This window comes from Massilia sp. W12, assembly GCF_037300705.1.
Taxonomy (GTDB): domain Bacteria; phylum Pseudomonadota; class Gammaproteobacteria; order Burkholderiales; family Burkholderiaceae_D; genus JACPVY01.
In genome coordinates, this window is the sequence record NZ_CP147776.1 from 1,832,582 (window position 1) to 1,850,476 (window position 17,895).

14 protein-coding genes and 2 pseudogenes are annotated in these 17,895 nt (G+C 53.0%); 12 read left to right on the top strand and 4 right to left on the bottom strand.

Annotated elements, in window-relative coordinates; genetic code table 11:
* Positions 1-220: 220 nt before the first annotated feature.
* The 4 genes from V8J88_RS07435 (at position 221) to V8J88_RS07450 (ending at position 6,953) form a co-directional block, all read left to right on the top strand.
* Positions 221-4,045: a tetratricopeptide repeat protein gene (locus tag V8J88_RS07435; protein ID WP_338848747.1), complete on the top strand. Its 3,825-nt coding sequence runs from the start codon at positions 221-223 to the stop codon at positions 4,043-4,045.
* Positions 4,042-5,400: a metallophosphoesterase gene (locus tag V8J88_RS07440; protein WP_338848748.1), complete on the top strand. Its 1,359-nt coding sequence runs from the start codon at positions 4,042-4,044 to the stop codon at positions 5,398-5,400. Before V8J88_RS07435 ends, V8J88_RS07440 begins: the two co-directional genes overlap by 4 nt.
* A gap of 134 nt (positions 5,401-5,534) precedes the next feature.
* Positions 5,535-6,647 carry a macro domain-containing protein gene (locus V8J88_RS07445; protein ID WP_338848749.1) on the top strand — a complete coding sequence of 371 codons (1,113 nt, stop codon included), beginning with the start codon at positions 5,535-5,537 and terminating at the stop codon, positions 6,645-6,647.
* A 126-nt stretch (positions 6,648-6,773) separates the two neighbouring features.
* Positions 6,774-6,953: a hypothetical protein gene (locus tag V8J88_RS07450; protein ID WP_338848750.1), complete on the top strand. Its 180-nt coding sequence runs from the start codon at positions 6,774-6,776 to the stop codon at positions 6,951-6,953.
* A gap of 217 nt (positions 6,954-7,170) precedes the next feature.
* Here V8J88_RS07450 and V8J88_RS07455 read toward each other — a convergent pair whose 3' ends face one another.
* The 3 genes from V8J88_RS07455 to V8J88_RS07465 all read right to left on the bottom strand — a co-directional run bounded on the left by V8J88_RS07455 (position 7,171) and on the right by V8J88_RS07465 (position 9,943).
* Positions 7,171-8,793: an IS66 family transposase gene (locus V8J88_RS07455; protein WP_338844871.1), complete on the bottom strand. Its 1,623-nt coding sequence runs from the start codon at positions 8,791-8,793 to the stop codon at positions 7,171-7,173.
* A 119-nt stretch (positions 8,794-8,912) separates the two neighbouring features.
* Positions 8,913-9,257, bottom strand: a complete 345-nt coding sequence (gene tnpB / locus V8J88_RS07460; protein ID WP_338844870.1) for an IS66 family insertion sequence element accessory protein TnpB — start codon at positions 9,255-9,257, stop codon at positions 8,913-8,915.
* Positions 9,254-9,943, bottom strand: coding sequence for a hypothetical protein (locus V8J88_RS07465; protein WP_338848751.1), 690 nt, complete (start codon positions 9,941-9,943; stop codon positions 9,254-9,256). The genes tnpB (V8J88_RS07460) and V8J88_RS07465 overlap by 4 nt, the downstream gene beginning before the upstream one ends.
* Before the next feature lie 713 nt (positions 9,944-10,656).
* Between V8J88_RS07465 and V8J88_RS07470 the strand changes: the two genes are divergently transcribed.
* The 6 genes from V8J88_RS07470 (at position 10,657) to V8J88_RS07495 (ending at position 15,186) form a co-directional block, all read left to right on the top strand.
* Positions 10,657-11,364, top strand: a complete 708-nt coding sequence (locus V8J88_RS07470) for a glycosyltransferase family 25 protein (protein ID WP_338848752.1) — start codon at positions 10,657-10,659, stop codon at positions 11,362-11,364.
* Positions 11,365-11,416: 52 nt separating this feature from the next.
* Positions 11,417-12,217 (top strand): alpha/beta fold hydrolase, encoded by an 801-nt coding sequence (locus tag V8J88_RS07475; protein ID WP_338848753.1) that lies wholly within the window; start codon positions 11,417-11,419, stop codon positions 12,215-12,217.
* Positions 12,210-12,836 carry a DapH/DapD/GlmU-related protein gene (locus V8J88_RS07480; RefSeq protein ID WP_338848754.1) on the top strand — a complete coding sequence of 209 codons (627 nt, stop codon included), beginning with the start codon at positions 12,210-12,212 and terminating at the stop codon, positions 12,834-12,836. Before V8J88_RS07475 ends, V8J88_RS07480 begins: the two co-directional genes overlap by 8 nt.
* 8 nt (positions 12,837-12,844) lie before the next feature.
* A complete protein-coding gene (locus V8J88_RS07485) occupies positions 12,845-14,050 on the top strand; it encodes a hypothetical protein (RefSeq protein WP_338848755.1) in 1,206 nt (401 codons plus the stop codon).
* 252 nt (positions 14,051-14,302) lie between these two features.
* Complete coding sequence (locus V8J88_RS07490; protein ID WP_338847466.1) at positions 14,303-14,791, top strand: transposase; 489 nt, start codon at positions 14,303-14,305, stop codon at positions 14,789-14,791.
* The gene (locus V8J88_RS07495; protein WP_338848756.1) at positions 14,788-15,186 is read left to right on the top strand and encodes a helix-turn-helix domain-containing protein; all 399 of its coding nucleotides are present in this window, start codon (positions 14,788-14,790) and stop codon (positions 15,184-15,186) included. Before V8J88_RS07490 ends, V8J88_RS07495 begins: the two co-directional genes overlap by 4 nt.
* On the opposite strand, the pseudogene V8J88_RS07500 reads toward V8J88_RS07495, so the two are convergent.
* A pseudogene (locus tag V8J88_RS07500) lies at positions 15,157-16,694 on the bottom strand (IS3 family transposase). The gene V8J88_RS07495 and the pseudogene V8J88_RS07500 sit on opposite strands and share 30 nt — an antisense overlap.
* Positions 16,695-16,768: 74 nt before the next feature.
* Between V8J88_RS07500 and V8J88_RS07505 the strand changes: the two are divergent.
* Both V8J88_RS07505 and tnpB (V8J88_RS07510) read left to right on the top strand, forming a co-directional pair.
* Positions 16,769-17,029 (top strand): annotated as a pseudogene (locus tag V8J88_RS07505) (DDE-type integrase/transposase/recombinase); the annotation flags it as partial.
* 413 nt (positions 17,030-17,442) lie between these two features.
* Positions 17,443-17,787, top strand: a complete 345-nt coding sequence (gene tnpB, locus V8J88_RS07510) for an IS66 family insertion sequence element accessory protein TnpB (protein ID WP_338844870.1) — start codon at positions 17,443-17,445, stop codon at positions 17,785-17,787.
* Positions 17,788-17,895 lie beyond the last annotated feature (108 nt).

Below are 17,895 nucleotides of genomic sequence, written 5' to 3' on the forward strand. Positions count from 1 at the left end.
AAATTGTCTGCATGCCGGGGCTGCTGCTCAAACAAGGCCAGTGCTTTTGCTGCGGACTGCATCGGGACTGAAGGCCCTCCCACAAGCGGCGCAAAGCTCGGCGCCAGCTCAGCCAGCAGCAATATTGCAGCCACAAATTGCAAAACCCGCAACATCCCTGTTCCCATCCCTTTAGCTTACAATCAGCATCAAACCACCCGCAACCGCCCCGGGAGCCAGTATGCCGATTGAGCGTATTTTGAGCATCAGCAAACAATACAACATCGCCCAGCAAGATTTCTTGCATGTACAGTTACTCGACGCCGGACAAGGCGAATTCATCGAAGAGTATGACGATATCGTGCTGCCGCGTGCAGACGATGCGCTCTGTCCCGGCTATAGCGTGGGCCAATTTCTGCAAGGCTTTCACCGTGGCGAACCCTTGCTGGAAGAAGCCCGCCATTATGGCTGCCTGCTATATCAAGCCTTATTTTCCCATTCACCCAAACTGGCGCCGCAATGGCAGGCCGCCTGTACGCAAGCCGCCGCGCGGGATGCCAATGGTCAGCCGCTGGGCTTGCGCCTGGAAATCCGCATCGCACAAGACAGCCCGGCCCTGAGCTGGGATGGCGCGCCCTTGTCCATGCTGCCGTTTGAACTGCTGCATGACGGCAAAGGTTTTTTATTCCTGCGCCCGCGCTGGAGCAGTTTTCGCACTCAGCGCAACCAAGCCACGCGCGCGCCGCATGCCAGGGCGGCGCGGCAGGCGTCTTTGCCGCGTGTGATGCTGGCGTATGCGAATACCTGCAATCTGAATGGCGCACGACTGCCGCAACAGGATTTCATCGTCCATGAGCAAGCCTTGCAAGTGCTGCAAAAAGAGGGCAGGGCAGATTGCTTGCCCCCTTTGCGCCACGCCAGCAGAGAAAATTTGGATCAAAGCTTGAGGGACAACGCACCGCAAGTCTTGATTTGGATAGGCCATGGCGCCAGCCAAGGCAGTGCGCTGCTGCTGCATAATCAAACCCATCCCGCCTACCCGCAAGACACGGGCGAGTCCATCAGCGCCCAGGACTTTGCCTGCCTGGCGAACCAGGCCAAGCTGGATTTGGCCATGCTGTGGAGCTGCCATGGCGCCGGCACGTCGCAAGAGCTGAGCCAGGGCGTGGCTGAAGCCTTGCTCGACCCGGATTATGGCGATGTGATGGCGGTGCTGGCGGCCCATTCTGCGCTGGACGCGAAGTTAAGCGCCCAATTTTCCAGCCATCTGCTGCAAAACCTGGCGCAGCGCGCCGATGGCGATTTGGAGCAAGCTTTGGCGGCATCGCGCGCCGCCATGTCAAGTGACACGCTGTTTTGGGCCAGGCCGGTGCTGCATTCACGCGCCAAACGGCAGCAACCGGTGTATCAATTACCGAAACTGAGCGCCGCGCCGCCCGCCGCGCCCGCGCTGTTGCGCGACTTGCCGTCACTGCCGCCGCTCAGTCCGCATTTCAGCGGGCGCGATGATGCCTTGGCGCATGCCATCGACAGTTTGCAAACGCATGCCGTGCTGGTCTTGGAAGGTATGGCCGGCGTGGGCAAAACCGCGCTCGCGCTCGCCCTGGCGGCGCACTGGCGCGCCCAGGGCAAAAGCGTGGCCTTTGTCGCCATGCATGCGTTGGCCGACTTGAGCCAACTTAAATATGCAATGGCGCAATGGCGCGGCTTGCAGGAAGTGAGCAGCGATGCAGAGTTATTCGCCGCCTATCACAATCTTGATTGGCTGCTGCTGGTGGACAATGCCGAAGACATTTTGCAAGACGCTCCCATGCAAAACAGTATGCTGGCGTTTTTGCAAGGCATGCGCGCCGCTTCGCCGCATTTCCGCTGCCTGCTGACCTCGCGCCGCGCGCTGCCGCAAGCCCAACCCTGGATCGCCGCGCGCGAAGTGCCGCCGCTGGCCAGCGGCGACGCCTGCGCCTTATTTATCGCCAGCGCCGGCCCGCGTTTAGCGCCAGCCGACCATGCCAAGCTGCCGCAGTTGATGGAAAACATCGCCTGCAATGCGCGCGCCATTGTTTTACTTGCTGGCCAGCTTGGCGCGCAAATCGGCGTGGCGCAATTATTGCTGCGCCTGGCGCAAGCCGGGCCGTCTGCCATCAGCACCGAAGAGTTATTCCAAGACCCGGTGCCGGAGAATTGGAGTGTGGCGAAAAAGAAGCGTTTTGCACAAGAAAGCCTCTTGCTGTCTATGCAACTTACCTTGGATGCCGCCGGGCGGGAAAACCCGCATGCGCTGCTGCTGTTTGATGTGCTGGGCGCGTTTCCTGCTGGTTTGGCGCAAGAGTTATTGCCGCATGCAGATTTTCCCTGGCTGGCGGATGCGCTGTCGATTTTGCTGCAATACCATTTGCTGAGCTTGCATGGCGAAACCAGGCGCTTGCAGCAGGCGGCGCCGCTGGCTGTGTTTGCGGCCTTGCGTTTGCAAAAGCGCGAAGATCAAGAGCAGGCTTGGCCCTTGTTATGGGCTTTGTATCAGCGCTTGGCGGCGCGGACAGTTGCTTGCGGTAATAAATTTGGCACAGAGGAAATGCCGCAAGCCTTGCGTTGGATGCAAATGGAAGAAGGCAATTTGTTGCAAGCGTTGGCGCAATTGGCGGCGCGGGGGGATGAGGCAAGCGCGGATTTGGCGCTGGGCTTGCTGCAAGACCTGGGGAAGAGTTTTGACTTCGGTGACAGGGCGCAGGCTGGGGTGGAGAAGCTTGGCAAATTGCTGCAATCGGTTTTCAAGGTTTGGCCACGGCATGCTGCAAGTCCTGTCGGGCATCGTGTTCTGGGCAACTTGAAGCTGTTCGTGGACGATTTGCCAGGGGCGCGCGCGGACTGCCAAAGCGCACTGGTGCTGTATGAGGCGATAGACGAGAAACTGGGGCAGGCCAATGCGCTTCTCGCCTTAGGCGAGGTGAAGCGGCGCATGGACGATTTGCCAGGGGCGCGCGCGGACTGCCAAAGCGCACTGGCGCTGTATGAGGCGATAGACGAGAAACTGGGGCAGGCCAATGCGCTAAGAGCCTTAGGCGAGTTGAAGCTGCGCGTGGACGATTTGCCAGGGGCGGGCGAGGACTACCAAAGCGCACTGGCGCTGTATGAGGCGATAGACGACAAACTGGGGCAGGCCAATACGCTAAAGGCATTAGGCGACTTGAAGCAGCGCGTGGACGATTTGCCAGGGGCGCGCGCGGACTACCAAAGCGCACTGGCGCTGTATGAGGCGATAGACGAGAAACTGGGGCAGGCCAATACGCTAAGGGCCTTAGGCAACTTGAAGCTGCGCCTGGGCGATTTGCCAGGGGCGCGCGCGGACTGCCAAAGCGCACTGGCGCTGTATGAGGCGATAGACGACAAACTGGGGCAGGCCAATGCGCTTCTCGCCTTAGGCGAGGTGAAGCGGCGCATGGACGATTTGCCTGGCGCGCGCGCGGACTACCAAAGCGCGCTGGCGCTGTATGAGGCGATAGACGAGAAACTGGGGCAGGCCAATATCCTGCAAGTGCTGGGGCTGTGCGATGTGGAGCAAGACAAGCTGGCTACCGCCTTCCGCCATCTCATACAGGCTTGGCAAATGCATGAATCAATACAAAACCAGCTTGGCATGGCGGCATGTTTTGGCTACCTGGCCAGAATTGCCGCCCAAGCTGGCCGCCTCATGCAAGCTTGCGCACTCAATGGCCAGGCCCTGCACATATTGACCGCGATTGACGATCGCTACGGCCAAAAAATTGCCCTGTCCGACCTTGGGCAATCTTTACTGTCGCAAGATCAGCAATTAGGCTTGGCCGCACTCTACCGCGCCTGGCAAGTCGCGCAAGCCATTCAAGACCCGGGGGCTGAGAACTTGGGCCGAAAATTTACTGTGCAGCTCAAACAAGCGCTGCCCGCCGATGAATACGCCACCCAGATGACAGCGCTCGCCACAGATTTACAAACCGCCCTCGACGACTTCCTGGCCGATCTGGCCGCCAAAGTCGCTGCTGGTGAAATTGATTTATTCGCCCCGCCGCCGGATACAGAAGGAGATGCATGAAGATGCCCAGCCAACAAGATCATCCGCCGCTGTATGTTTTAAGCGATTTACACCTGGCCCCGCGCAGTGAGGCCTTGAGTTTTCACAGCCATGCCGCCCTGGTCGGCCTGCTGGAATATATGCGCGCCCAGGCGCAGCCGGTGCGCCTGATTTTGAACGGCGATGTGTTTGATTTTTTGCAATTGCCGGATTACGACACGCTTTCCCTGCCCATGGCGGCGCCGCGCATGAGCGCCATTTTGGACGCACTGGACAAAGAAGACGCCGCGCACAATATCGTGCAAGCGCTGCGCCGCTTCACCCAGGCCGGCCATATCCTGCACTGCCAGCCCGGCAACCACGATCCCGAATTGCATTGGCACAGTGTGCAAGAGGTCTTGCAAGCGCGCTTAGGCGCCAGCCCGCCCTTGCCGTATAACCTGGCTTGCTGGTCGGTGCAGGCTTACGGGCATCAGGTGCAGGGCATGCACGGCCATTGGCAAGACCCGTTTAACGCCATCAGCGCGGAAACCATGGGCAAGGCTGAGGCGGATGGCGACGCATCGGTCAAACTGCCGCCCGGTTCAAACATGGTGTTGCAAGTCATCAACCCCTACCGCCGCGCGCGCGATGCGCAAGGGCGCAAGCGTTTTCCCTTCATCGACGGCATGCCTACGGAAATGGCGGTGATTTTCAGCTTGCTGTATCTCGATCCGAAACTGGCGTGGAAGCGCATCCAGACGGCTTTAGGTTTGGGCGCGCAGGCGCTGCTGCGCCGTTTGGCTTTATACCTGCGGCCTGCGCATTTGCTGACTGAAGAAAGCCAAGCCATCGATGAAAACCCTGTGCTCAAGCAATTAGCCGATGATTTGTTCATGCGCATGACGCCAACTGAACGCATCCCGCAAAACACCGACATGATTTGCCAGGAGATTGAGACGTATTTGCAAGGCGCGCAAGCCGCGCCAAACACCTTGGCGGCGTCCGACGGCTGGTTTGGCCGCCTCTTGTTGCGCGCCCTGGCGCATGAAATCAGCCAGGCGCAGGCGGTGCAAGATGCGGCCTGCCAGGATGCGCTGGCGGTGGACAGCATCACCACCTGGGGCCGCCACCCCAGCGGCCCGATGATCGCCATCACCGGCCACACCCACGCGCCCAAGCAGATTCAGTATGTGGGCGGGCTGTATTTGAACAGCGGCAGCTGGCAGGACAGTTACGCCTTGCCGCAAGATCTGACAGAGGAGGGGGTTAAGCAATGGCTGCAGGATTTGCAGCAAGCAAAACTGCCAGCGCTAAGGCGCTGCCCGGTATTGCGGGTGGATGAAGCGGGCGCGGGTTTGCTGGAGTGGGATGGGACGGGCTTGCGGGCGTGGTAAGGCGGTTTGTCCGGGGCGGCATAGCAAATGCAGTATTTGCGGCGGATTTCTTTGTAAGCCGTACAATCACGAACTGTTGATCTGGCGCGTGATTTGAATTTGCCTGTGCGCGCTGATACTGGATGGTATTTTTGATGATTACATATAAGCAAGGTAATTTGCTGGAAGCGCCGGTTGAGGCGCTGGTGAATACCGTGAATACCGTTGGGGTGATGGGCAAAGGCATTGCGCTGATGTTCAAAGAGCGCTTCGCCGACAATTTTCGCCAGTATGCCGCCGCTTGCAAAGCGCAGCAGGTGCAAACCGGCAAGATGTTTGTCACCCGGGTGCATGAGTTGGATGGGCCGCGCTGGATTGTCAATTTTCCTACCAAACAGCATTGGCGCGCGCCATCGCGCATGGAGTGGATTATTCAAGGCTTGCAGGATTTGCGCGGCTTTTTGCTGGAACAAGAGGTGCAGTCTATCGCGTTGCCGCCGCTGGGCGCGGGGAATGGGGGGCTGGCCTGGGAAGCTGTGCGCGAACAGATTATTACCGCCCTGGGCGATCTCCCGCTTGAGATTCTGGTTTATGAGCCGACTGCGCAATACCAAAATGTGAGCAAACGCAGTGGCGTCGAAAAACTGACCCCGGCGCGCGCCCTGATTGCGGAGCTGGTGCGCTGCTATGCTGTGTTGGCGATGGAATGCAGTTTGATGGAAATTCAAAAACTGGCCTGGTTTTTAGAACGCGCCATCGTCAACCACAATATGCAGGATCATGAATTGCATTTGCAGTTTGTTGCGCACAAATATGGTCCTTATGCGCAGCGTTTGCACCACTTGATCAACCATCTGGACGGCAGTTATTTGCATTCTGAGAAACGGATTGCTGACGCCGGCCCCTTCGATGTGATCTGGTTTGATGATGCGCACAAGCATGTGTTGCAAAGCTATTTGCAATCTGAAGCACAGAATTATCAAGCGGCGCTGCAGGCCTGTATTCAACTCATCGATGGCTTTGAATCTCCGTTCGGACTGGAATTGTTGGCCACGGTCGATTGGCTTGTGGTGCAAGAACAGGTGGCCCCGAGCGTGCCTGTACTGCGTGATGCTTTGTTGCGCTGGCCCGGCGGCAAAGATGCGGCTGAACGTAAAGCGCGGATTTTTGATGAGCGTGCGCTGGGGCTTGCGTTGGCCCGTCTGCAAAGCTGTCTGCCCGCGCCGCCGGCTAAGTCGGGCGTGCAGGCTGAGCCTGCGCTGATTTGATTCATGAAGGCTCAGCCGGCGCCTTCGCCGTAATACTGCGTCTGAAGTGATGCAGACCGGCGCCCGGTAGTGCGTGCTGACGCCATTCACGGTCAGCAGCACTTCACCCTGCGCCAGAATGCTTAAATGATCAAAACGGTGGCGATGACTTTGCGCCACATGGCCGGCAGGCAAAGTCATTTGCCGCACATATACGCCGCTGGAAAAGTGGTGTTGGATATCCAGATCAGGCATGGCTTGTCTCCAATTTTGCCTCCTTTTTTGTCATCTGATTTTTTGTCGGAATTTTTCCCTGTTCTTGCTTGAAAGCAGAAAAGGCGGCGGAACGGATGCAAACAATCAAGGCCAGGCGCTCTTGTCCGGAATCGTTGTGCACGCTGTGGGGAACGGAATTGTCAAACCAGGAGCAGTCGCCCGGTTTGGCGGGAATCTCGCCATCCGGGAAGCGGAATACCGCGCCGGGTGCGTTTTGCAGGGCGATATAGAACTTGTCGTAAGTAAGCGCCCAACGCCCCCATCTCGATCAGACCTGAATCACAGACCCAAGCGGCAATAGCTCATCCAAGCGATTGGCTGGCCAAGTGGGCAATTTGTTGAGCGTATCAAGCAGCCATTCGTATGGATCAAGGCCATTAAGCTTTGCCGTGGCCAGCAAAGACATGATGCAAGAGGCGCGATGGCCGGCGCGTTCTGTGCCGTAAAACAGCCAGTTCTTGCGCCCGATGGCCACCGGGCGCAAGGCATTTTCCGCCGCATTATTATCTATCGGCAAATCCCCGCTGTGTGCATAGCGCACCCGCGCAGGCCATCGGCTGAGGGTGTACACGATCGCTTTTTGCAAGCCGGAGGACGGACTGGCGCGGGCGCTGGTTTCATTCAGCCAGGTCTCGAATTCCGCTAACAGAGGCAGACTTTTTTCCCGTCGCAAATCCGCGCGTTGTTCTACGCACATGTCTTTTGCTTCGCGCTCAATTTCATATAACTGAGCAAAGCGATGCAAGGCTTCGGTGGTGATGGGCGTTGGACGTGCTGCGTGCAAATCGAAGAATTTGCGCCGCGCATGCGCCATACAGCCCAGCTCCACCACGCCGCCAGCAAATAATGCCTGATAGCCGGAATACGCATCCGCCATCAAATAGCCGCTCCAGCCCGCCAGCATGTTGCGCGCGTGCTGTCCCTGGCGTGATGGCTGATAGTCATACACCACAATCCGTGGCCCAGGCTCCATATCGTTGCTGCGGTACACCCATTGATAGCCGCGCTCGGTTTTGCCGGTTTTCGGCGCTAATTGCGCCACCGGCGTTTCATCGGCATGCAAGCAGCGCCGCTGTCGCAACAATTGCGCCAAGCGATCCGCCAACGGCGCCAGCGCCACGCCTGTACGTCCTACCCACTGCGCCAGCTTGGTGCGGGACAGGGGCACATTATGGCGCTCACCGATCTGCTCCAGGCGATACAGCGGCAGATGATCGAGATATTTCGACACCAGCAACCAAGCCAGCACATCGTGCTCAACGCCGCCGCCGTCAATAATCGACGGTGCGCTGGGCGCCTGATGAATGGATTGGCAAGCCTGACAGGCATATTTCGGATAGCGGTGACGCTTGACGCTGAACACTGCCGGCTGCACCGATAATTTTTCTGTGACATCTTCGCCAACTTTGCGCATCGCTTTGCCGCATTCCGGGCAGTCGCAACTGGCCGGCTCGTGCAACACGTCTTCGCGCGGCAAGTGCGCCGCCAGCGGCAGGCGACCAGGGCGCTTTTGTTTGACCGCTTCTTTTTTTGGGGACGCTGCTGCGAGCTTATCCAACTCGGCTTGCAGCGCCTCAATATCGGCATCCAAATCTTGCTCAAACAAATCGCGCTGCGTGCTGTCAGCCATGCGCTCACTCTTGATGCCGTAACGCATGCGGCGCAAGTACGTGACTTCTTGATGGAGTTTTTCGTTTTGCTGGCGCAGTTGATCCGCATAGCTTTGCACTTGTGCGGCTTGCTGCTCTGCATGTGTGGCGCGTTGTGCGAATGCAGCAGCTTTTTGCTCTGCCTGCGTGGCTTGCTCAATGAGCGCCAACAGCTCTTCCCGTAGCGGGGACGGGATGCCTTCGGTGTGTTGCAAGCGGTGTTTTTGCGCAATGAAATCCATGCCTGAAGTGTAACGCTTTCAAGCGCTTTTTCCTGCGTAAACACCATCTTTTTTGCGGTTTCTTTCATGGGATTTTTTTACCTGATCAAGAACCAGTCGGATCGTTGCCAAAGCGCATTTCAATACAGCCAGGCGGGGATGTGGGCAGCGCTCAGACGGCGCCAATCCACGCCTTTACACAGCCATTCCCATTGTTCTGTGTTGAGCAGAAACACTTGCGCGCCCGGTTCCGGCCAGGTGAAGCCGCCTTGATGCAGACGGCGCTGGCACAGCCAAATGCCGCTGGCGTCAAACACCAGCGCCTTGAGGCGATTGTTGCGCCGGTTGCGAAACACGTATGCAGCGCCATCCGACGGCGTGCGTCCCAAGCTGTGCTGAATGCGCGCGGCCAGGCTATCGATGCCGGCGCGCATATCCATCGCTTCTTGCACCAGCCAGATTTGCTTAGGCTGCGGCCAGCTCACGCCAGTTCTCGCAATAAAGCAGCCAGCCATTGCGCCGGAACATGCAGCGGAATATGCAGCCGCTGCGCGCCGCATTCCAGCGTCAGATTGCCGCTGATGGGGGCAGAAATGGCGCCAGTTGGCGCTTGTGCGGCAACCAAGGTCAGCGGCGCGCTTTCAGATCCGCTGCGGCTGCGCTTGATCCAGTATTGCAGGACCGGCAGATTGATTTCGTGCTGCCGGCAATACGCGCTTTGCGTTTGCCCACTCATGCGCCACGCCCGCACGTGCGCGAGCCATTCTTCTCTGCTTTTCTTCGGTGATTTGCTTTGCATACTTGCCCCTCCTGTTTGATGGGCACAGCATGCGCGGGTTTTGTGGGCTTGGGGAGATGGGGCGGTTGGGCGCTTACTGTCGTAATAGCTGGCATGCCAGCCGGCATCGACATGCGGCGCGATTTCTGCACCAGCAGGCAGGCGGGTAATCAACACGCCGCCCAAGCGTTCGCCGCCAACTAAATGCATCAAGTCAAACAGCAACGCCTGCAAGGCCGGCAGCGCGGCATAGGCCGGATACCAGACGGCATCATGTTCATCATTGAAGGACGGGCCAAAGTTGGCCGGATAGTTGTAGCGCACCCAGATATCGCTGACCGCCTGGTGTGGCGAATCCGGCGCGCAGGTGCGATAGGGAAAAGCGTCAAACAAATGCGGCTGCGCCGCTAAAGCGCCAGCAGGGGCGCGATGTGCAGGCCTTGGGGCTTTGCAGGAAGTGTGGCATGTCCCTTTCCTCGGGTCTGGTGGATAACAGGCCGATGGTAAGAGCGCTTTAGAAAAATCTTGGAATTTAGATTTTGGAGGTTAAAGATTGGAGAATTATAATTTGGTAAAAAAATAAATATTTTGCTTAAATCAATTACCTGTAAAAATTTCCAGGTTGACAAATCAACATAAGTTGAGGATAGTCCTATAAAAACCACTTAACAACTATAGAAAATACTTTAAGGAAATGCTGATTTAATACAACAGTAAGCTCCCCCCCCATACCCTAATAAAATCAAAAATTTATAGTGTGGCTTTTGCTTGCAAGCTAAATAAATCAACATTTCTTTAACGTACTAGGTAATATCCAAACTCTGGCCTACAAAGATGAAAGATGGGCCTTAGTTACCATGCGACACTGGATGTCTGATGCGGCATTTGCTTTTGCATTAATGAGCAGTTTTTCGTTGATTAAAGCATGCATCAGAAAATATCATTATCGAGGCTCTTGCAAAACTATATAAATTTTAAGCAGAACACCTACATTTAGTGCATTAAGCATCGTATGAATCAATATATGATGGTGTCCCTGCTAGGAAAATGAGCTTTGCAAGAAACTCAATTTAAATCGGTCTATTAAATCAACCCAGTATCTTAAAATGAATAAGATAACTAATCACATAATGATATATGCAGTAAGTCTAAAAGAACGCATAGATAGGCAAGAAAAACTACTTTCACAGATACATCCACATACTCCTCTTTTTAGTTTTTCTCTTCAAGAAAAAGGGAGATATATTGTTGGAAAAAATGCGCAGGTATATGATTGGAGAATTGACAGTGACAATCAATGGTGGAACAGGGAAATGAAATTAGGTGAGATTGATTGTTTTCTTTCTCATTTGGCTTGCTGGGAAAATGCTAAGTCCCATCAAGAAGTGAAATATTTCTTATTTCTGGAGGATGATGTAATAGTTCCAAATTTTAATATTGGTACAATTAATCATATTTTGCAAAAATTATCCGAGCAGCACGCAGATTGGGATATGTTGTACCTCGGACGAGAAAAACTCGAAAATGATATATTTGATCATAATTTTTTTGTTGTGCCAGGGTTTTCATATTGCACATACTCATACATTCTATCAAGAAAAGGTCTTGATAAACTCTTAAATTATCATCCTCAAAAAAAAATAATACCACTTGACGAATTCTTGCCCGCAACATACTTAAAACATCCAAGGCATGACATCGCGAAATCAATTCCTCCATCAATTAATGCATTTGCTTTAAAGTCGGAAATGGCTTATGAGGGACCAAAAGAAATATATGGCAGTGACACAGAAAACAGCCCCTACTTTAAATGATAATTCACAAAATCCAATCAGGAAAAATCACTTTTCTTTATGAGGCAATTAAATGATCGAGAAAAACATAACTATTAAGACTCCAGATAATATTATGCTGGATTCTATTCTGACAACGCCACTATGTTGGAAAAAATCTGATGCTATGATAATATTAGTTCACGGTATTACGGCAGACTTAAATGAGTCTGGGACATATGAGAAATTAGCCAGAAGACTTGCATCGAAGGGCTTAGCATCAATTAGATTTAGTTTCCGTGGACATGGAAATAGCTCATTAGCATCAGAATATGTAACAATTTCAGGTGAATGCATTGATTTGCTAACCATATTAAGTTACTGCAAAACACATTTTTCAGACAATATATCAATTGTCGCTTCAAGTTTCGGGGCAGTCCCATTAGGTTGTTTATGTGAATATCTTAACAGTCAAATCACATGCCTTGTGCTGCTGAATCCAGTAATAGATACTTGGGGAACATTTATTTCGCCAACCCTAGATTGGGGAATTAAAAATTTTACAGGTCCAAATATAGAAAATATATATATTAATGGATTTTTTTTGATTGATGATTATTTTAGAATTGGTGTTGTTTTGTGGGAGGAACTACATCAAATAAACCCTAAAAGTAAATGGAAAAAATTCAAGCAACCTATTTTAATAATTCACGGCAATCAAGATAGTTATGTTTCATATGAAACATCAAGAGAATTGTTTAATTCACTACCAACCATAAGCTTTGAAACAATCTCTGGCGCTGATCATGGTTTTGAAATACAAGAAGATGAAACTTATGTCTTATTAAAAACTGAAGAATATTTGTTACATCACCATTTTTCTGATCATGAATAATAAACCTTTTATATCAATCCATCAAGAAGCCCGAATTGATACGACAGCACGAATTGGGGTTGAATCTGAGCAAAGACTGCGAGGATCAGCTATGGATAATTCAAAGTCAAGCAATATAATAATTGGCCGTAATGTTTTAATTGGGGGCTTCGCTTCCATTTACGAGGGAGTCATTGTAGGGGAGGATTCGATAATCGAAGATCAATCTCGTATCGGGCCATTTTCTCAAATCGGTTCAGGATGTCGTGTATGTTATCAAGCTCACATTTCGGATAATGTATCTATTGGAGATAATTGCGTTATTGCTTCATTTATTTGCGATGATTCGGTAGTTGAAGATAATTGCAGAATATTTGGATCATTGGTGCATGAGCAATCTCAGCCTCATAAAGGTTGGTGGGACATTACTGAAGCAGCTCCTAAAGTTAAAAAAGGGACAGTAATTGGATGGGGGGCAATAATAATTGGAGGCATAACAATAGGAGAGAATTCATATATTGCAGCAGGTGCAATTATAACCAAAGACATTCCAGAGAATTCTATAGTTACAGGTGTAAATAAAATTTCTCAGAAAGAGAAATGGTCTGGAAAAAAACTAACACAATGGATAAAAAAATAGGAGCGTAGATGATGAAAACAGTGCATCTTTTCTTTGCGTATCAATTTTCTTCAATTCAGATTTCTCGGATGGAAAGAGAGATGAGTGTGGCACGCTCTGTTCAATACATTAACGCAGAGCTAAGACGTAGCAAACCAAATGTAGAGATAAAATGGACATTTTGTGATCTTCAAGCAGGCATAGGTATTTTCAATCAAATTACCAAATCAATAGAAGATTGTTGTATTTTCATCGCGGATGTAAGTGAAATAAATCCGAATGTAATGTTTGAATTAGGCATGGCCTATGCCTTCACTCGGAAAATACATAAATCAATATCAATCCTATGCCACGAGTCCATTGATATAAAAAGACTTCCGTCTGATATGGCTGGAATTTTTATTGAAATATATAAAACTGAATATTTTCAGCAAATTTTTTCAGGTCAATTGAGCCGATGCATTAATGAATTCCTTGAACATCAAAATGAATTTAATAAGGCACAAGTATCCGATTATTCTTTTTTGGGTTTGAAAGATAAGGAAGTTGTTGACATTGTCTGCTCTGAGCTTCCTGAAAAAGAGTTGCCATACTTCGCCTTAGAAACTGATAGGAATTATTTAAGATACGCCCGATTCGCTGATTTAGATAGTTTTATTCATTTAAAAACACATTTAATAAGAATGTACCCTCAGTTGAAAATAAGAGATTTTACAGCTTCGGAACATAAGATTTCAGATTATGAGACCTTGTTCGTCTTAGGAGGGCCAGCATGGAATAAGCGATTTAGAGCTTTTCAAGATCAACTTCCATTTTATTTTATTGAAAAACCAGATTGCGAAGATGATCTCCTAAAATTTAAGGACGAATATGGGATAAGTGCGCCACCATTAGGACCTGTTGCTAATGAGAATGGAAAAATTCATAAAGATGTTTCAGTTTTGTGCAAACTATCAGATGTTTCCGGAAGGAAGGTTTTTCTTTTTGCAGGTTGCCTGACATTCGGAGTTTTGGGAGCATGCAAAGCAATCTTTTGCAAAGAAAGTGGTAATAAAAATTCAAACTTCCTGCAAGAGATCGTTGGCGAAAATGATTTCGTCTCAGTTTTCTACTCAACATATTTAGAGCACGATGTTAATTCACCACTTTTTTGTGAACATCCACCTTTGGCACTTTTTTCCAGGAAAATGAATAGCGGAGCTATTTTTGAGTTGATTAGTTCAACAATGAAATAATCCTTAAGGATAGCACCAAAGGTGGGCAGCTCTTGTGGAACACACCAACACCAACGGGTTCAGTTCTAACAATCAAACATTTTGAGAGATTTGTTGGAAAGTTAGAACTACCCATGTTGCTCGTATTTTTGGAAATAAAATTTTCAAAACCAGTCAATTTCACATGTGTATATGACCCCCCGTGTCAAAATAGTTGTCGCCTCCAGTGATTTGGAGTTCTAATCCATCCCGGGGGCGATGGAACAGACGATAATGAAATACACACAAGAGAAGAAAGAACATGTGCTCAAGCTGATGAGCGCACCACAAAACAAGTCTGTGGCCGAGGTCGCTGAGATAAGCGGCGTGCCAGAGGCTACGCTTTACCTGTGGCGGAAGCAGGCCCGTGAAGCCGGTCGTGTTGTGCCTGGCGACGGACAAAACCCCGAGCAATGGCGTGCTGCGGACAAATTTGCTGCAGTACTGGAAGCGGCGCCGCTGAACGAAGCAGAGCTGGCTGAGTATTGCCGCCGTAAAGGCTTGCTGGTAGCGCAACTGGAGCGCTGGCGCACAGAAATGCACGCTGCGCTTAGCAGCCAGAGCAGTCAAGCCGATGCTGCAGCCCGGGCCAAAGACAAAAAGCGCATCAAGGAGCTGGAAAAGGATTTGCGGCGTAAAGAAAAAGCGCTGGCGGAAACAGCGGCCTTGCTGGTTCTGTCCCGAAAGTACGAGGCGCTGGGGATCGACGGCGAGGACGCATGACTGCGTTGCCCCAGCGCCTTGAAATGATCGCCGATATTCTGCAGGCCCGGAAGGCTGGTGCGCGTTTAGCATTGGCATGCGCCGAACTCGGTCTAAGCGTGCGCACCTTGGAACGTTGGCGTTGTGACGGTGAAATTCGTCCTGACGGCCGACCGGAGGCAGAGCGGCCAGCGCCTGCGCACAAACTGTCTGATGAAGAACGTCAGCGCATCCTGCAACTGTGTCATGAACCGCGCTTTGCCGATTTGCCGCCAGCGCAGATCGTGCCGCGGCTGGCCGACGAGGGAGCGTATGTGGCATCGGAATCGTCGTTCTATCGTGTGCTGAGAACGGAGCGTGTCAAGGTAGTTGTCGCAAAAAATCGATTAAGCAACCATGCGCTGGTCCAGCTTTGATGGCGGATTAAGCCAGACCTCATTGGGCGCCAGCCAGGGCCGTGTATGACGCTTCCAGCGCAGCGGATGGCGTTGCCGGGCTTCGGCATAAACGTCGCGTCGGCGCTCCAGGATCGCATTGGCGGCGCCCGTATGGCGCTGCTCCGGCGTCACATAGGCCAAGGCGCTGTGCAAATGGGTGCAGTTGTACCAAGTCACAAATTGCAGTGTCCAATCCCGAGCCTGCGCGATGCTCTCAAAGCCTTTGGCTGGATAGCTGGGCGCATATTTACAGGTGCGGAACCACGCTTCGATATGGGCATTGTCATCGGAGACGCCAGGCCGGCTATGCGAGGAGCCGATGCCCAGCATTTCCAACTTGCTCTTGAGCGTGTGCGAAGTTTGCGCAGCACCGTTATCGGCATGCAGCACCAATGGCGTGCAGCGGCGCTGTTCACGCCAGCAGGCGCGCTCAATCAGTAAAGCAGCTTCCTCACCATTTTCCCGCTCGTGGACTTCCCATGCGACCAGTTTGCGGCTGTAAATATCGAGCACGGCATACAGATAAAAATACTGGCCGCGCACCCGGCTGGGCAGGTACGTCACGTCCCAGCTCCAGACCTGGTTGGGGCCATGGGCGACATGGCGCACCGGCTCGCTGGCCACAGGAGCCTTGCTGCGACCCCGGTGATGCTGCTGGTCGGCGCTTCTCAGCACACGATAGAACGACGATTCCGATGCCACATACGCTCCCTCGTCGGCCAGCCGCGGCACGATCTGCGCTGGCGGCAAATCGGCAAAGCGCGGTTCATGACACAGTTGCAGGATGCGCTGACGTTCTTCATCAGACAGTTTGTGCGCAGGCGCTGGCCGCTCTGCCTCCGGTCGGCCGTCAGGACGAATTTCACCGTCACAACGCCAACGTTCCAAGGTGCGCACGCTTAGACCGAGTTCGGCGCATGCCAATGCTAAACGCGCACCAGCCTTCCGGGCCTGCAGAATATCGGCGATCATTTCAAGGCGCTGGGGCAACGCAGTCATGCGTCCTCGCCGTCGATCCCCAGCGCCTCGTACTTTCGGGACAGAACCAGCAAGGCCGCTGTTTCCGCCAGCGCTTTTTCTTTACGCCGCAAATCCTTTTCCAGCTCCTTGATGCGCTTTTTGTCTTTGGCCCGGGCTGCAGCATCGGCTTGACTGCTCTGGCTGCTAAGCGCAGCGTGCATTTCTGTGCGCCAGCGCTCCAGTTGCGCTACCAGCAAGCCTTTACGGCGGCAATACTCAGCCAGCTCTGCTTCGTTCAGCGGCGCCGCTTCCAGTACTGCAGCAAATTTGTCCGCAGCACGCCATTGCTCGGGGTTTTGTCCGTCGCCAGGCACAACACGACCGGCTTCACGGGCCTGCTTCCGCCACAGGTAAAGCGTAGCCTCTGGCACGCCGCTTATCTCAGCGACCTCGGCCACAGACTTGTTTTGTGGTGCGCTCATCAGCTTGAGCACATGTTCTTTCTTCTCTTGTGTGTATTTCATTATCGTCTGTTCCATCGCCCCCGGGATGGATTAGAACTCCAAATCACTGGAGGCGACAACTATTTTGACACGGGGGGAGAAGCGCCGACCAGCAGCATCACCGGGGTCGCAGCAAGGCTCCTGTGGCCAGCGAGCCGGTGCGCCATGTCGCCCATGGCCCCAACCAGGTCTGGAGCTGGGACGTGACGTACCTGCCCAGCCGGGTGCGCGGCCAGTATTTTTATCTGTATGCCGTGCTCGATATTTACAGCCGCAAACTGGTCGCATGGGAAGTCCACGAGCGGGAAAATGGTGAGGAAGCTGCTTTACTGATTGAGCGCGCCTGCTGGCGTGAACAGCGCCGCTGCACGCCATTGGTGCGTAAGCGCCCAACCGCCCCATCTCCCCAAGCCCACAAAACCCGCGCATGCTGTGCCCATCAAACAGGAGGGGCAAGTATGCAAAGCAAATCACCGAAGAAAAGCAGAGAAGAATGGCTCGCGCACGTGCGGGCGTGGCGCATGAGTGGGCAAACGCAAAGCGCGTATTGCCGGCAGCACGAAATCAATCTGCCGGTCCTGCAATACTGGATCAAGCGCAGCCGCAGCGGATCTGAAAGCGCGCCGCTGACCTTGGTTGCCGCACAAGCGCCAACTGGCGCCATTTCTGCCCCCATCAGCGGCAATCTGACGCTGGAATGCGGCGCGCAGCGGCTGCATATTCCGCTGCATGTTCCGGCGCAATGGCTGGCTGCTTTATTGCGAGAACTGGCGTGAGCTGGCCGCAGCCTAAGCAAATCTGGCTGGTGCAAGAAGCGATGGATATGCGCGCCGGCATCGATAGCCTGGCCGCGCGCATTCAGCACAGCTTGGGACGCACGCCGTCGGATGGCGCTGCATACGTGTTTCGCAACCGGCGCAACAATCGCCTCAAGGCGCTGGTGTTTGACGCCAGCGGCATTTGGCTGTGCCAGCGCCGTCTGCATCAAGGCGGCTTCACCTGGCCGGAACCGGGCGCGCAAGTGTTTCTGCTCAACACAGAACAATGGGAATGGCTGTGTAAAGGCGTGGATTGGCGCCGTCTGAGCGCTGCCCACATCCCCGCCTGGCTGTATTGAAATGCGCTTTGGCAACGATCCGACTGGTTCTTGATCAGGTAAAAAAATCCCATGAAAGAAACCGCAAAAAAGATGGTGTTTACGCAGGAAAAAGCGCTTGAAAGCGTT

What these genes read in the sequence shown, in the direction of transcription:
- V8J88_RS07450 (WP_338848750.1), top strand. Translation starts at nt 6,774, where the DNA reads ATGATCAAAACGGTGGCGATGACTTTGCGCCACATGGCCGGCAGGCAA.
- V8J88_RS07485 (WP_338848755.1), top strand. Translation starts at nt 12,845, where the DNA reads ATGATGAAAACAGTGCATCTTTTCTTTGCGTATCAATTTTCTTCAATT.
- V8J88_RS07490 (WP_338847466.1), top strand. Translation starts at nt 14,303, where the DNA reads ATGAAATACACACAAGAGAAGAAAGAACATGTGCTCAAGCTGATGAGC.
- V8J88_RS07455 (WP_338844871.1), bottom strand. Translation starts at nt 8,793, where the DNA reads ATGGATTTCATTGCGCAAAAACACCGCTTGCAACACACCGAAGGCATC.
- V8J88_RS07440 (WP_338848748.1), top strand. Translation starts at nt 4,042, where the DNA reads ATGAAGATGCCCAGCCAACAAGATCATCCGCCGCTGTATGTTTTAAGC.
- V8J88_RS07475 (WP_338848753.1), top strand. Translation starts at nt 11,417, where the DNA reads ATGATCGAGAAAAACATAACTATTAAGACTCCAGATAATATTATGCTG.
- V8J88_RS07470 (WP_338848752.1), top strand. Translation starts at nt 10,657, where the DNA reads ATGAATAAGATAACTAATCACATAATGATATATGCAGTAAGTCTAAAA.
- V8J88_RS07445 (WP_338848749.1), top strand. Translation starts at nt 5,535, where the DNA reads ATGATTACATATAAGCAAGGTAATTTGCTGGAAGCGCCGGTTGAGGCG.
- V8J88_RS07495 (WP_338848756.1), top strand. Translation starts at nt 14,788, where the DNA reads ATGACTGCGTTGCCCCAGCGCCTTGAAATGATCGCCGATATTCTGCAG.
- V8J88_RS07435 (WP_338848747.1), top strand. Translation starts at nt 221, where the DNA reads ATGCCGATTGAGCGTATTTTGAGCATCAGCAAACAATACAACATCGCC.
- V8J88_RS07480 (WP_338848754.1), top strand. Translation starts at nt 12,210, where the DNA reads ATGAATAATAAACCTTTTATATCAATCCATCAAGAAGCCCGAATTGAT.